Annotated in this window: 8 protein-coding genes; all 8 read right to left on the minus strand. The window is 67.8% G+C overall.

The window, feature by feature from the left end; translation table 11 throughout:
* Nucleotides 1–225 precede the first annotated feature (225 nt).
* Nucleotides 226–1,719 carry a UdgX family uracil-DNA binding protein gene (locus tag RT688_RS10690; RefSeq protein ID WP_313704864.1) on the minus strand — a complete coding sequence of 498 codons (1,494 nt, stop codon included), beginning with the start codon at nt 1,717–1,719 and terminating at the stop codon, nt 226–228.
* Nucleotides 1,716–2,948, minus strand: coding sequence for a putative DNA modification/repair radical SAM protein (locus RT688_RS10695; protein ID WP_313704865.1), 1,233 nt, complete (start codon nt 2,946–2,948; stop codon nt 1,716–1,718). The genes RT688_RS10690 and RT688_RS10695 overlap by 4 nt, the downstream gene beginning before the upstream one ends.
* A gap of 331 nt (nt 2,949–3,279) precedes the next feature.
* Nucleotides 3,280–6,054, minus strand: coding sequence for a pitrilysin family protein (locus RT688_RS10700; protein WP_313704866.1), 2,775 nt, complete (start codon nt 6,052–6,054; stop codon nt 3,280–3,282).
* 234 nt (nt 6,055–6,288) lie between these two features.
* Entirely contained in the window at nt 6,289–7,863 is a 1,575-nt protein-coding gene (locus RT688_RS10705) for a hypothetical protein (RefSeq protein WP_313704867.1), read from the minus strand.
* Between the two features lie 13 nt (nt 7,864–7,876).
* On the minus strand, nt 7,877–10,114 hold the full coding sequence (locus RT688_RS10710; protein WP_313704868.1) for an EAL domain-containing protein: 2,238 nt from the start codon (nt 10,112–10,114) through the stop codon (nt 7,877–7,879).
* 40 nt (nt 10,115–10,154) lie between these two features.
* Nucleotides 10,155–12,311 (minus strand): HDOD domain-containing protein, encoded by a 2,157-nt coding sequence (locus tag RT688_RS10715; protein WP_313704869.1) that lies wholly within the window; start codon nt 12,309–12,311, stop codon nt 10,155–10,157.
* 389 nt (nt 12,312–12,700) lie between these two features.
* Nucleotides 12,701–13,981 (minus strand): multidrug effflux MFS transporter, encoded by a 1,281-nt coding sequence (locus RT688_RS10720; protein ID WP_313704870.1) that lies wholly within the window; start codon nt 13,979–13,981, stop codon nt 12,701–12,703.
* Nucleotide 13,982: 1 nt separating this feature from the next.
* Entirely contained in the window at nt 13,983–15,200 is a 1,218-nt protein-coding gene (locus RT688_RS10725) for a class I SAM-dependent RNA methyltransferase (RefSeq protein WP_409521905.1), read from the minus strand.
* Nucleotides 15,201–15,218: the final 18 nt, after the last annotated feature.

The raw sequence follows: 15,218 nt of genomic DNA on the forward strand, positions 1-15,218 counted from the left end.
TGCAAACGGCGATGTGATGCCGCATGCAAGCTCAGCTTTCACCACTTGCCGCTGCTGTACCGCGTGGACACAGGTGTCCACCCTACGCCTGCGTGAAGGCCGCTTGCGAGATCATCTGCCATCGCTTGCCGATGTCGTACTGCGTGGGTTCGAGAACCCACCCTACCCTTCCTCGGCGTCCGTGATTGCCAATACCGATAGCGTAACGCCGCCATTTAAAACGCATCACGCCGGCGGCTCTTCCGGCGGCCTGCTCAGCAATTCATGCGCCAGCTTCAGGCCATCGACCATCACCTTGAACGCCTCCCGCTTGGTTTCCTCGTCGGGCACGCGCAGGATGTACGAAGGGTGGTAGACCGTCACCACCCACCTGCCCTCGTGCAGGATCGGCTTGCCGAGCTTGTCCTTCAGCGTCACGCTGCCGCTGCCCAGCACCGACTTCAAGGCCGTCGCGCCCAGCGCCACGACGACCTTGGGCTTGATGGATGCCAGTTCCTTGTCCAGCCAATAATGGCAGGCTTCGATCTCGCGCTGGGCCGGCGTCTTGTGCAGGCGGCGCTTGCCGCGCGGCTCCCACTTGAAATGCTTGACGGCGTTGGTGAGATAAATCTCGCGGCGTTCGACGCCGGCGGCGTCGAAGACCTTGTCGAGCAGCTTGCCGGCCGGGCCGACGAAGGGATGGCCGGCGAGATCCTCCTGGTCGCCCGGCTGCTCGCCCACCAGCATGATCGGCGCTTTCTTCGAGCCTTCGCCGCCCACGGCCTGGGTGGCGTACTGCCACAGGTCGCAGCGCCGGCACTCGTCGAGTTTCGAGGGCTGCTGGCGCTCGGGCTGGGCGTCGGCAGGGGCGATCGGGATGGTGGCGCCGCTCTTGCGCCCGACCGCCTGGGCCTGGCCGGTGCGGCGCGCGCCGAGCGCGGCGTTGGTGATCATCTCCGGCACGATCGCGCCCTCGGGCAGGTTCTTCCAGAAGCGCGAGGGGATATGGCTTTGCATGACCTGGGTGTTCAGGCGCGCGGGGTTGAAAATGCTGCGGTAATAGGTGAGCCAGAGCGCTTCGCCGGCGTCGTCGAGCTCGGCCGCGCTGCTCATCAGGGGGCCGGCGTTGTGCAGGGTGTGGCCGTCCCACAGCACGCTGGCATCGGGCGTGGCGATCATCCAGCTCACATTGCCCATGCGGTTGACGAAGTGCTCCGCGACCTGGGGCAGCACGTCGTGGCGCGGCTCGAACCAGGCGACGAAGCGCGGCGGGCCGGCTTGTTCGGGCCGCTCGCGAAAACGAATGTAGGCATGCATGTCGTGCTCCTCGCGGCGCACCGCCTTCACCATCGAGTGCAGTCGCGCGCCGTCGGCGTCGGCGGCGGACTGCACGTCGTGCTCGCCCTGGGTCCAGCGCCAGATCACGCGGTACAGGAAGGCCCAGCGGTCCGGCATGCGGCAGCAGGCCGCCGTCTGCAGCATGTCCATCAGCGAGCGCGGCAAGTGCGGCGCGGGTCTTGGTTGATCCAGACCGATGGAACCATTATGCGTGGGCTCGGCTGGCGCCGGCGCACCCGAGAACAGGTCGGCCGCGAGCAGGTCCGGCGCACCGGGCTGGCTCCAGGTGACGAGCTCGGGTGCGACGGCATGGATGAGGAGATCGCGCGCGGCTGCGCGCCACTCGGCGAAGTTGGCGACCACCAGCGGCTGGCCGGCGGCAACCGCTGCGGCCGCGCTCATGCCGCCTGCAATTCCGGCCAGAGGTTCATCTGCTGGGGCGCGTCGGCCAGGTGGCGCCGCAGCAGGTCGGAACTGGATTGTCCCTGGGCCGGCTTGTAGTCGGCCGTGACGACGAAGGGCGCGATCTTCTTCATGCTGCAGCGCAGGCGGGACAGGTCTTCCCAGCGCACCCGCCGCACGCGGCGCAGCTCGACGATGCGCTTGGCGTTGCGCAGGCCGATGCCGGGGATGCGCGCGATCATCTCGGCGTCGACCCGGTTCAGGTCCATCGGGAAGTGCTCGCGGTTGGCCAGCGCCCAGGCGAGTTTCGGGTCGACGTCGAGCGCCAGGTTGCCGGCCTTCGGCATCAGCTCCCCGGCCGTGAAACCGTAGCCGCGCAGCAGGAAGTCGGCCTGGTACAGGCGGTGCTCGCGCAACAGCGGCGGCGGCGCCAGCGGCACGCTCTTCGGGCTTTGCGGGATCGGGCTGAAGGCCGAGTAGTACACGCGCTTGAGTTTATAGCTGCCGTACAGGGTTTCGGCGGTGTTCAGGATGGTGTGGTCGTCGCTGGCGTCGGCGCCGACGATCATCTGCGTGCTCTGGCCGGCCGGGGCGAAGCTCGGCGCCTTCGGTTCCTCGGCCTTTTCGTCGAGCTTGCGGCGGATCGAGCCCATCGCCAGTTTGATCGTGTGCACGTTCTTTTCCGGCGCCAGGCGGGTGACGCTGTCGTGGGTCGGCAGCTCGATGTTCACCGACAGGCGGTCGGCATAGCGCCCGCCCCTGGCGATCAGGGCCGGGTCGGCGTCGGGAATGGTCTTGAGGTGGATGTAGCCGCGGAAGTTGTGGTCTTCGCGCAGGCGGCGCGCGACTTCCACCAGCTGCTCCATCGTGTAGTCGCTCGAGCGGATGATGCCGGAGCTGAGGAACAGGCCGTCGATGTAGTTGCGCAGGTAGAAATCGTGGGTGAGCTTGACCACTTCGTCGACCGAGAAACGGGCGCGCGGCACGTTCGAGCTGCGCCGGTTGACGCAGTACTGGCAGTCGTAGATGCAGAAGTTGGTGAGCAGGATCTTCAGCAGCGACACGCAGCGCCCGTCGGGCGTGTAGCTGTGGCAGATGCCCATGCCGGTGGTGGCGCCGATGCCGCCGTCACTGCCGTCGGAGGCGCGCTTGGGCGCGCCGCTGCTGGCGCAGGAGGCGTCGTATTTGGCGGCGTCCGCCAGGATTTCGAGCTTGTCGGTAAGTTCCATCGCGAAAGGTGGAGCTGTATGGATGTACAGTATATACCAGTCGCGTCCCGCGCGGCGCGCGGGTGAGGTTGGGGGACAACAGTGGCGTGGGTATGACGTTGTAGGGTGGACACCTGTGTCCACGCGGTCGTACGTATGAATACCGCAATGCAAGCGGAGATCGTTGGCGGGCGCATCATGACGACGCGCCGCGATCGATTAACCGTGCCGTACAGCGTGGACACAGGTGTCCACCCTACGATGCTGCCGTCTTCACCACGCATTACGCGCGATTGCTCAACGGTGCGAGACCGCGTGGGCTCGAGCGCCCACCCTACGGAACCCCTGCCGCTTACCGGACCGGCTTGCCGTCCTGGTCGAGCACCACCACCTCGCCCCAGCCCAGCGCGCGGATCCCGGCTTCCACCTTGCGCAGGTCGCCGATCACGATCCAGGTCACCTCGTCCGGCTTGACGAACTTGCCGGCGGCCTGGCCCAGCTGCTGCGGGGTCAGCGCCTTGACGTTGGCGGCGTACTTGCTCCAGTAGTCATCCGGCAGGCCCAGGTTGACGGTCGCCAGCGCCGCGCCTTCGAGCGCGTTCAGGGTGCCGAAGCGGCCGGCCAGGCGCGAGGTCATGTTGCGCATGATGCTCTCGTACTCGGCGCCGACCAGCGGACGCTCGCCCGCCACGCCCTGCACTTCCTTGCGCACTTCGCGCATCGCCTCGACCGTCTTGTCGGTCTGCACCGGCGCGATGGTGACGAAGCTGCGCTGGCCGCGCACTTCCGACAGGCGCGCGCTGGTGCCGTAGCTCCAGTGCTTGTCCAGGCGCAGGTTGCGGTTCAGGCGCGAGGTGGCGATGCCGCCGAAGTTGGTCATCACCGGCTCGATCGCCAGGTCTTCCGGCTGGCCGTAAGGCAGCGACAGCTGGGCGGCCACGATGGTCGACTGCGGCGCGTCCGGCTTGTCGATCAGGTAGATCTTGCGCGGTGCGCTATTCGGCTTGCCATTCACCTGCTTGGCCGGCGCCGTGCCGGCGGCCCACTTGCCGAACGACGCTTCGAGCGCCGGCAGCAGCTTGTCCATGGTGACGTCGCCGGCCACGACCAGGGTCGCGCTGCCCGGCTTGAACCAGGTGGCGTGCCACTGCGCCAGGTCGTCGCGCGTGATGCCGGCGACGCTGGTCTCGTAGCCGCTGGCCGGCTTGCCGTAGACGTGATCCTGGCCGTACAGCAGGCCCGGCACGAGGCGCAGCGCCAGGCTGTTCGGCTGCGCCTTCTCCTGGCCGATCTGGGCCACGCGACGCTGCTTTTGCAGCGCGAACTGGTCTTGCGGGAAGCTCGGCGCCAGCGCCGCCTCGGCCATGATCGCCAGCGAAGGCGCCAGGTTGGCGGCGGTGGCCTGCAGGCGCACCAGCGACTGGTCGGGGCTGGTGCCGGTGGACAGGCTCGCGCCCAGGTTTTCCAGCGCGTCCGACAGCGCAAAGGCGTCGCGCGTCTTCGTGCCCTTGTCGAGCAGGTCCAGGGTCAGTGCGGCGGCGCCGGCTTTCGCGCCGGTGTCCGAGGCGGTGCCGGCGTCCACCGCCAGGGTCGCGTTCACGATCGGCGCGCTGTGGCGCTCGACCAGGATCACCTTCAGGCCGTTCTTCAGCTGGGCGCGCTGCAGGGCCGGGAACTTCACGTCCGGCGCCTCGCCCAATGCCGGCAGCTGCTTGCGGTCGATGGTCGATTTCGTCGCCGCCAGCTTGGCGAACGGACGCACCGTCATCGTGTAGTGGTTGGCGCGCAGCCAGCGCTGGCCGGCGGCCTTCACCTCGGCCGGGGTCGTTTTCGCCATCTGCTCCAGGCGGTCCAGGTAGGCGTCCGGCGTACCGCCATAGGTCATGCTTTCGGCCAGCACGTCCGAGCGTCCGCCCATGCCGCCCAGGCGCTCGATGCTGCGCGAGAAGCCGGCCAGGTTGCTGGTCTTCACGCGCGCCAGTTCGGCCGCGCTCGGGCCCTTGTCCAGCGCCTCGGCGACGACGGCGTCCAGCTCGCGCTCCACCAGCAACGGGTCGACGCCCGGCTTGACGGTGACGACGATGTTGAAGGTGCCGCCCAGTTCGGCGTCGTTGACGTAGGTGCTGACGTTGGTGGCCAGGCCCTTGTCGTAGACCAGGCGCTTGTCCAGGCGCGCGCTCTTCGAGCCGGCCAGCACTTCGGCCAGCAGCGCCAGGCGCGGCGTGTCCGCGTCCTTCCACGAGGCCGCGTGCCAGCTGCGGTAGATGCGCACCTGCGGCACGTGGTCTTCCATCTCGTCGCGGATGTTCCGGTCGAGCGTCGGGATCCAGGTTTCAAGGCGTGGCAGCGGCGGGCCCGGCGGGATCGCGCCGAAGTATTTGTTCACCAGTTCCAGCGCGCGCTCGGGCGTGATGTCGCCGGCCAGCGAGATCACCGCGTTGTTCGGGCCGTAATAGGTGCGGTACCACTCCTTGATGTCGTCCAGCGAGGCGGCCTGCAGGTCTTCCATGTAGCCGATCGTCGACCACGAGTACGGGTGCGAGTACGGGTACATCTTGGCGGAGACTTCCATGCGCACGCGCCCGTAGGGCTGGTTCTCGCCCTGGCGCTTCTCGTTCTGCACCACGCCGCGCTCGCGCTCGAGCATGGCCTGCGAGATGTAGTTGCCGAGGAAGCCCATGCGGTCCGATTCGAGGAACAGGGTGCGTTCCAGCGCCGACACCGGCACGTCCTCGAAGAAGTTGGTGCGGTCGGTGTTGGTGGTGCCGTTGCGGTTGTTCGCGCCGAGGTCGTCCATCGCCTCGCGGAAGCCGTGCGGGTAGTTCTCGGAGCCGTTGAAGAAGAAGTGTTCGAACAGGTGGGCGAAGCCGGTCTTGCCGCGCTTCTCGTTGCGCGAGCCGACGTGGTACCACATGTTGACGGCGACCACGGGCACGCTGTGGTCTTCGTGGACGATCAGGGTCAGGCCGTTCTGCAGTACGAATTTTTGATGGTTGATGGCGTAGGCGGCGCGGTCGAAGGGCGCGGCCTTGACGCTGGCGGCGGGGGCGGCGGGTGCGGCGTGCAGCGGCGCCGTCGCGGTCGCGGCAAAGGCCAGCGACAGCGCGGCGAGGAGCTTCTTGTTCATGGGTCTCCGAGGACGGGTGGTTGTTGTGGGCGGTATTCTAATGGCCGGGCGGCCAGGCGTGCGGAGTTTTACGGGCCACGATGATTCGGCCGTTCGTTGGACGCGTGGACGGCAAAGCCGTCCACCCTGCGTCCCATCGATACCGGTCACGTGTTCGCAAGCCTGCGTGGGGTGGACGGCTGGCCGTCCACGCGTTCAAACAGCGTTCGATCGACCGCGCCGCTGGGTGAGTACTTAGGCGCCTTCGGTCAATACCTGCGCCTGCGCCAGCTGCAGCGGCGCCATCCGGGACGCGATGCGCTTCAAATAAGGCGCGGCCGCCGGCATTCCGCCCGCCGCCGCGCGGTGCAGCCAGCCATAGGCTTCGACCGGGTCGCGCCCGGTGCCCTGCCCGGTGGCGTACATCACGCCGAGGTTGAACTGGGCGCGCGCATGGCCCTGGCGCGCCGCGCACAGGTACCAGAAATGGGCCGCCTCGTAGTCGCGTTCGGCGCCATGCGCGCTGTCGTAGCGCAGCGCCAGCGCGAACTGGGCCGGCGCGTGGCCCTGCTCCGCCGCCCTGCGGTACCAGTCGGTCGCCTCGCGCGGGTCGCCCATGTCCTCGCGGTCGATCAGGGTGCCGACCATGTGCTGGGCCGGCGCATATTCCTGGGCCGCCGCGCGCCGGTACCATTCGAGCGCGCGTGCCACGTCGCGCGGCACGCCGTTGCCGGCCTCGAAACGCAGGCCGAGGTCGAACTGGGCGCGCAGGTGGCCCTGCTCGGCCGCCTTGCGGTACCACGCGGCCGCCTGCGCCGGATCGTGCTCGACGCCCTGGCCGGCATCATAGAGCTGGCCCAGGTGGTATTGCGCGGCCGGCAGGCCCTGCTCGCCGGCCTTGCGGTACCAGTGCGCGGCCAGGCCGGCGTCGCGCGCCACGCCGTGGCCGTGCTCGTAGCGCAGGCCGAGGTTGTCCTGGGCGCCGGCGTGGCCCTGTTCGGCCGCGCGGCGGTACCACGCGAGCGCCTTCTCCTCGTCGCGCGCCACGCCGTGGCCGCTGTCGAAGATCAGCGCCAGGTTGAACTGCGAGCTCAGGTGTCCCTGCTCGGCGGCGCGCTCGTACCAATGAATCGCCTGGGCGCTGTCCTGCTCGACGTCCTGCCCCTTGTCGTAGCGCAGGCCGAGGTTGAACTGGGCCGGCGCATGGCCCTGCCCGGCGGCGCGGCGCAGCCAGTCCAGCGCCTGCGCCGGATCGCGCGCCACGCCCTGCCCGCTCTCGTAGCGCAGCGCGAGGGCGAACTGGGAGCGCGCATAGCCCTGGGCGGCGGCGCGGCGGTACCAGTCCAGTGCCTGTTCCTGGTCCTGGGCGACGCCCTTGCCGCCCTCGTACATCAGGCCCAGGTTGTGCTGGGCGCCGGCGTCGCCCTGCGCCGCGGCGCGGCGGAACCAGTGCAGCGCCTGGTGCACGTCGCTCGCGACGCCCTGCCCTTTCGCATACAGCCAGCCCAGGTTGTACTGGGCCGGAGCATAACCCTGTTCAGCCGCGCAGCCGTACCAGTACAGCGCCTGCTCGTCGTCCCGGGCCACGCCCTGGCCCTTCTGGTACATCACGCCGAGGTTGTACTGGGCCTGTTCCAGGCCGGCGGCGGCGGCCATGCGGTACCAGGCGACGGCCAGCTCGTAGTTGCGCGGCACGCCCTGGCCGTTCACGTACATGAAACCCAGGCTGTGCTGGGCGCTGGCCACGCCGCGCTCGGCCAGGCCCTTCACGCGCAGGAATTCGGCCGTGTGGCGTTCCCCTGCTGCGGGCGCGGTCGTCGCGGTGTCCATGGCGGGCAGGGCCTCAGGCGCGGATCGCGCGCACCTGGGTCGCGGGGCCGCCCAGCGCCGCCTGCTGCGCACCCAGCGCCTGCGCGCGCAGCACGCCGATGAAGTTCGACAGCGAGATCGGGCGGTAGTAGAGGTAGCCCTGCATGGTCTCGCAGCCGTTGGCCTTCAGGTAGTTGGCCTGCACCTCGGTCTCGACGCCTTCGGCGATCAGGTGCAGCCCGAGGCCGCGCGCGATCGAGATGATCGCCAGGATCACCGGATAGTGGCCGTTCTCGTCATGGATCTCCTTCACGAACGACTGGTCGATCTTCATCGTGTGGATCGGGAAGCGGTGCAGGTAGGACAGCGACGAGTAGCCGGTGCCGAAGTCGTCGATCGCGACCGACACGCCGAGCTGGCACAGTTTATTGAGCTGCTCGATCGCGTACTGCGGGTTGCGGATGCAGATGTTCTCGGTGATCTCGACCTCGATCTGGGCTGGCGAGATCCCGTAGCGCACCAGCGCGCCGCGCATCTTCTCGAAGAAGTCGCCGCGGTCCAGGTATTGCGGCGACAGGTTCAGCGACAGCCGTACCGCCTGGCCGCTGGCCAGGTTCCACTGCAGCATGTCGCGGCACAGGGCGCCGATCATCCAGTCCGAGATCGGCAGCATCAGGCCGTTCTCTTCCGCGAAGGGCAGGAACTCGCCGGCCGACAGCAGGCCGCGGGTCGGGTGGTTCCAGCGCATCAGCGCCTCGGCGCCGACGATGCGGCCGGTGGCGGCGTCGATCTGCGGCTGGTAGTACATCTCCAGCTCGTTGTGTTCGAGCGCGCGGCGCAGCGCCTGCTCGAGCGCGATCTTCTGGTGCGACACGTCGAGCATCGAGTCGTGGTAGAAGCTGTGGCCGTTCTTGCCCAGGGCTTTCACCTGGTACATCGCGATGTCGGCGTGGCGCAGCAGCTCGTCGATCGATTCGCCGTCGCCCGGGTAGATCGCGATGCCGATCGAGGCCGAGATGTGCACTTCGTGGCCGTCGAGGTCGAAGGGCTTGTGCAGGCATTCGAGGAACTTGTCGGCCACCATGCGCGCGTCGTCGCGGTCGCGCAGTTCCGGCAGCACGATGGTGAATTCGTCGCCGCCCTGGCGCGCCAGCGTGTCGCCCTTGCGCAGGCATTCCTTCAGGCGCACCGCGACCTGCTGCAGCAGCTCGTCGCCCTTGACGTGGCCGAGCGTGTCGTTGACCAGCTTGAAACGGTCCAGGTCGATGAACATCACCGCCAGCTCGGTCTGCTTGCGCTTGGCCTGGATCACGGCCAGGCCGAGGCGGTCCTTGAACAGGATGCGGTTCGGCAGGTCGGTCAGGATGTCGTGGTAGGCCTGGTAGGAGATGACCTCTTCGGCGCGCTTGCGGTCGGTGATGTCGCGCGCCACGCCGTAGGTGCCGAAGAACTCGAGCTTCTTGACCTCCTGGTCGGGCACGTGCATGCCGATCGAGTTCAGCGAGATCGTCATCAAGGTGTTATTGAAGGTGCGGTCGCCGCTGTTGCCAAGCTTGCCGGTGGCGCCGCGGCACTTCAGGCGCAGCTCGACGTTGCGCGAAGCGCGCTCGTCGACCCGTCTCTCGTTGAACACGTAACGGGCGCGCTCCAGGTCCTCGTCGTGCACCAGGATCGAGTAGTGCTTGCCGATCAGTTCGTCGCGCGTGAAGCCCAGCAGCTGGTAGGCGCGGTCGTTCACGAAAGTGAAGCGGCCCTCGTGGTTCAGGGTGTAGATGATGTCCGGCGAGCTGTCGACCAGGTAGCGGTACATCTTCTCCGAGTTTTCCAGCTGGTTGGCGATGCGGGCGTGGCTTGCCGCCAGGCGGCGCTGCTCGAGCGCGTTGCCGACGGTCTTGAGCAGTTCCTCGCGCGCATAGGGCTTGCGCAGGTAGTCGTAGGCGCCGCGCTTCAGGGCGCCGATCGCGGCGTCGATGCCGACCTCCCCGCTCATCACGATCACGTCGGCATCGATGCCCTTGGCATTGATGAAGTCCATGATCTCGTGGCCGCCGATGTCGGGCAGGCGCAGGTCGAGCAGCACCAGGTCGAAGCGCAGCGTCGACAGGTGGGCGATCGCCTCGGCGCCCGAGCTGGCGGTGGTCAAATGGTAGTCGCGGTCGCGCAGCAGTTCGTAGAGCGAGGCCAGCAGGCGCGGCTCGTCGTCCACGAGCAGCAGCCGGGGTTGGTCGGTTGCCCCGATGCTCCCGGCCGGAGCGTCCGCACCCTGGAACATGACTGAAGTTGCGCTGGCTGAGGTCACGTTCGTCAATACCTTATACAGAACCCAGGGCGCGCGCCGGCAGGGCCGGCGCGGCGCTGGCGCCGGACCATGCCGGCAGCAGAATTTCAAATGCGGTGCCGCTCCTGCCGCTGCGGCAGGCGATCTGGCCGTTGAGCTTCTTGACCAGGCCGTGCACGATCGACAGGCCCAGGCCGCGATGCGCGCCATCCTTGGTGCTCTTCACCGCCGAGAACAGGTTGGCCATCACCTCGGGCGCGAGGCCGGGGCCGGTGTCGGACACGGTCAGCTCCAGGTAGAGCTTGCGCTCGCGGTGCACGTGGCCGCGGTTGGCGATCTCGATGCGCCCGCCGCCGCTGCCGGCCAAGGCCTCGACCGCGTTTTTCACGAGGTTGACCAGGATCTGCTTGAGCACGTCGGCGTCGCCCGCGACCAGGCGCGCCTCGTCGTGCATCGCGGTGACGATCTGCACGTTGGCCGGCACGAACTGGCCGGCGCGGAACAGGCGCACCACGTCCTCGACCACCTTCGCGGCGTCGGTCGGGCGCGGGCCGGCATCGGCGGCCGGCTTGATGTCGGCCAGCGTACCGATCAGCTGGCCGACGCGGTCGATTTCCTCGTTCAGCACCGACATCTCGCTGGCCACCGGTTCCTGGCGCGCCAGCTTGCTGTCGAGGACACTGAGGTAGTTCTTGATGATCGACAGCGGGTTGTTCACCTCGTGCAGCACGCGGCGCGACGCTTCGCGGTATTCCTCGGCGACGCTGGCGATCTGGCGCCGCGCCTGGCTGCGTTCGAGCAGCGCGGTCTCCAGCGCGGCCGCGGCCTGGGCGCCGAAGGATTGCAGGAAGCGCTCGCGCTTCTGGCAGGCCGCCAGCTGCCACGCGGCCACGCCGCCAACCAGCACGCCCAGGCAACGGCCGCCGGCCACCAGCGGCAGGCAGACCAGGCTGTCGGTGCCGAGCATGCGCAGCAGCTGCTCTTCCGGCAGCCCGAGCGGCTCGCTGCCGCGCTGCAGGTAGGCGGGCTTGCGCGCCAGGGTGGCGGCGGCGATCGGGCCGCCCTTGGCCAGCGGGATCGCGAATTCGGCGATGCGCGCCGTGGCCACGCCGGGCGCGCCGACCAGCATCTGGCCGGTCGGGTTTTCGAGCAGGACCACGGTGTTGTCGAAGTCGAACAGGATGCGCGCGCTGCGCGTCATCGATTCGAGCAGCGCGCTTTCTCCCTGCTGGCGCGCGAAGGTCTGGCTGACCTCGGACACCAGCACCAGGTTGCGCACCTCTTCCGACAGGCGCTGCTGGACCGGATCGACGACCGGCGGCGCATAGGCCGGCGGCGCCGGGATATCGTCCGCGCCCGTCAAGTCGATGCCCAGGTGGACGGCGGCCCGATCGACCTGGCGCGCGGCGGCGGCCAGCATCTCGTCGATGTCGCCCGGCGCCAGGCCGCACAGCGCCGCGCCGTCCAGCAGCGCGTCGGTATCGTCCGGGTGGCCGGCCATCAGGTGCGCCAGGCGCACGATGCGGATCAGGGGGTGGGCCGCCTCCAGGCGCTCGCTCGACTCGTGGTGGTACAGCACGGCGTCGGCCAGGAAGGAATCGAGCTGCCAGCGCTCGACCAGCCAGGCGCCCGCCTCGGCGTGGGTGATCTGCAGCGTGCGCTGCTCGACCGCGCACAGGTCCTCGTCGTCGCGCGCGCCGAAGTTGAAGCCGTATTCCTTGGGCGCGGTCGCCAGCAGCGCCAGGCGCCCGACGTTGTGCAGCAGGCCGGCGAGGTAGGCCTCTTCCAGGTGCGGATAGTCGATGCGGCGCGCGACGTCGCGCGCGATCACCGCCGCGGCCAGCGAGTTCTTCCAGAACGCGCGCAGGTCGGTGCTGCCCGAATGGGGGAAGTTGTTAAAGGTCTGAAACACCGAATCGCTGATGACCAGGGTCTTGATCATGTCGGTGCCGAGCGACACCAGCGACTGCTCCAGGTTGGCGGTACGGCTGCCCCGATGGTAGGCCGAGCTGTTGGCGACCGCCAGCAGCTTGCCGGTCATGCCCGCATCCTTGGCGATCAGCTCGGCCAGCTCTTCCATTCCCAGGTCGTCGGCCTGCAGATGCCCGAGCAGTTTCACGAGAATCTGCGGCATCGCCGGCAACCGGGCAACGAGCAGGCGATGACGGATATCCTGGTCAGTTTGGTGCATGGTCTCGATCGCAGATGCCACTGAAAGTTGCGGGGTGGCGCCCCTTTCCTGAGCTACCACAACATGGTATTCACGCATCGTCGAAACAAGACACGCTTTCAACAGTTGTTCCGACGCTAAATTAAGGGTCTTAGCATATATACATTTCTGATCGGGAACAATACTTTCTGTTAAAAGTGTGAGTTTTTCCCCGATGAATGATGTATTTCACCTTCATTTATTGCCGAGTGGCAATTTGGAGGAAGAGCCGGTGGCTGCACCGGGTGGCGTTACCGGCAGTCCGCAGCGATTTCCGTAGGGTGGGCTCTCGAGCCCACGCGGATAATGCCTACCCCCGAACGAACCAGGCAACAGCCCCACGACGCTCGCGCTGGGCTGTTACCAGGACCTCACCGACCGCTGCGCGCCAACCTGCGCCGATACTGCCGCGCCACCACCCAGCACGCCAGCGCCGCCAGCGCGAACCCCGCCTGCCCCAGCGCCAGCGCCAGCACCGAATGCGACAGCGCCGGCGCGATCACGCCCGCCACGATCGCCCCCAGCAGGGTCGAGACGAAGGACTGGCAGGACGCCACCGTGCCGCGGATGTGCGGGAACAGGTCGAGCGCGAGCAGGGTCGCGCCCGGCGCGATGATCGAGCTGCCGAAGGTGAAGAAGAACATCGGCAGCACGGTCCAGGGCAGCGCCGGCGGCAGGAACAGGTGGTAGCCGACGTTGAAGGCCACGGCACTGAGCATGAAGCCGAAGCCGATCCAGATCTGCTTGGCGAAGCTCTTCTTGCCGGCCATCCGGTTGGCCGCCATCGAGCCGAGGAAGATCCCGCTCACGGTCGGCACGAACAGCCAGGCGAAGCCCGAGGGGCCGAGGTGCAGCTGCTGCGGCAGCATCACGGGCGAGGCCGTGATGTAGAGGAACAGCCCGGCGAAGTTCAGCGCCGTGATGCCGGCCTTCATGTGGAACAGGAAGGAACCGAAGATCGCGCTGTAGCTTCCCGCCAGGAAGCGCGGATTGAAGGGCTGGCGCCGCTCCTTCGGCACGGTTTCGGGCAGGTGCTGCCAGCACACCCAGCCCAGCACCACGGTGAACAGGCACAGCGCCAGGAAGATCGCGCGCCAGCCGAAGAAGATCACGATCCAGCCGCCCAGCACCGGCGCGATGGCCGGCGCGATCGAGAAGATCATGGTCACCATCGACAGCAGGCGCGCGGCCGCCGTGTCGGAATACAGGTCGCGGATGATCGCGCGCCCGACCACGACGCCGGCCCCGGCCGACACCCCCTGCATGATGCGGAACACCCACAGGTAATGGACCGACGACGCGGCGGCGCAACCGAAGGTGCCGATCGCGAACACCACCAGCGCCACCAGGATCACGTTGCGCCGTCCAAAGGCGTCCGACAGCGCGCCGTGCCACAGCACCATGCCGGCAAAGGCCAGCATGTAGGCGGTCAGGGTCTGCTGCACCTCCAGGCTGGAGGCGTGCAGGGTCGACTGGATCTGCGGGAAGGCCGGCAGGTAGGCGTCGATCGAGAACGGCCCCAGCATCGACAGCCCGGCCAGCAGGGTGGCCAGGCCGCCGGCCGACAGCATCGTGATCTTGTGCGGTTCAGGCAGCGGAACCGGGATCACCGGGTCCTTCGGTAGTTCGTCGGGTTCTGTGGGTGGCAGCATCTCAGTTCGCGCCCGGTTCCTGTTTCGGTTTTGCCTCTTCGCGGCGGTTGTAGCCCGCCACCATGTCGAAGCGGAACAGGCGGCATTCGAGGGCGCCGTTGAAGAACGGGGTCTTGCGCGCTTCCTTCAGGCGCAGGAGCTTGGGCAGCGACAGGTCGGCGGTGAACAGGAACACGGTCCAGCCGGCGAAACGCTGCTTGAGCGTGGTGCCCAGCGCCGAATAGAAGGACACGGCCATCTCGTCCTGCGGCATGGTGGAGTCGCCACGCACGCCGATGCGCTCGCCGTACGGCGGGTTGGTCAGCAGGATGCCCGGCTGGCTTGTGGGCGGCGAGACGTGCTGGGCCTCGATCTGCTTCAGCGGCACCTCGAACAGGACGCCGGCGATCTTCAGGTTATGCCGGGTCATGGCCACCATGTCGCCCGAGATGTCGGAGCCGAAGATGGTCGGTTCGGAAGGCAGCGGATTGGCCTTGATCGCGGCCTTCATCTCCTGCCAGGCGTCGCGGTCGAAGTCGGCGAATTTTTCGAAGGCGAAGCGGCGCCGCGCGCCAGGCGGGATGCCCTGCACCATCTGCGCCGCCTCGATCAGGATCGTGCCCGAGCCGCACATCGGGTCGAACAGCGGCACGCCCGGCTTCCAGCCCGACACGCGCAGCATGCCGGCGGCAAGGTTTTCGCGCAGCGGCGCGTCGCCCGTCTCTTCGCGCCAGCCGCGCTTGAACAGCGCTTCGCCCGAGGTGTCGAGGTAGATGATGAAATTGCGCTGGTCGAGGAAGCCGACGATGCGCATGTCCGGCTCGCGGGTGTCGACCGAGGGACGCTTGTTGAACTGGTCGCGGAAGCGGTCGCAGACGGCGTCCTTGATCTTCAGGGTGGTGAATTCCAGGCTTTTCAGGGGCGACTTGACAGCGGTGACGTCGACCCGGATCGTATGGTGGACGCCGAACCAGTCTTCCCAGGGCTGCTCGAGCACCAGGTCGTAGATGTCGTTTTCGTTCAGGTAGCTGCGCTGGCCCATGCGCATCAGCACCCGCGAGGCAATGCGCGAGTGCAGGTTGATGCGGTAGGAATCGACCAGCGTGCCCGAGCAGTGCACGCCGCCCGGCACCTGGTTGTGCACCTTCAGCGTGGGGCTGTACTGCTGGGCGATTTCGGTGAGTTCTTCGGCGAGCGCCGCTTCCATGCCGCGCGGGCATGGGCAAAAGTATGACGTCATGGGGGTACCCTTTGTCCG

It is taken from the genome of Massilia sp., assembly GCF_032106685.1.
GTDB lineage: Bacteria > Pseudomonadota > Gammaproteobacteria > Burkholderiales > Burkholderiaceae_D > Telluria.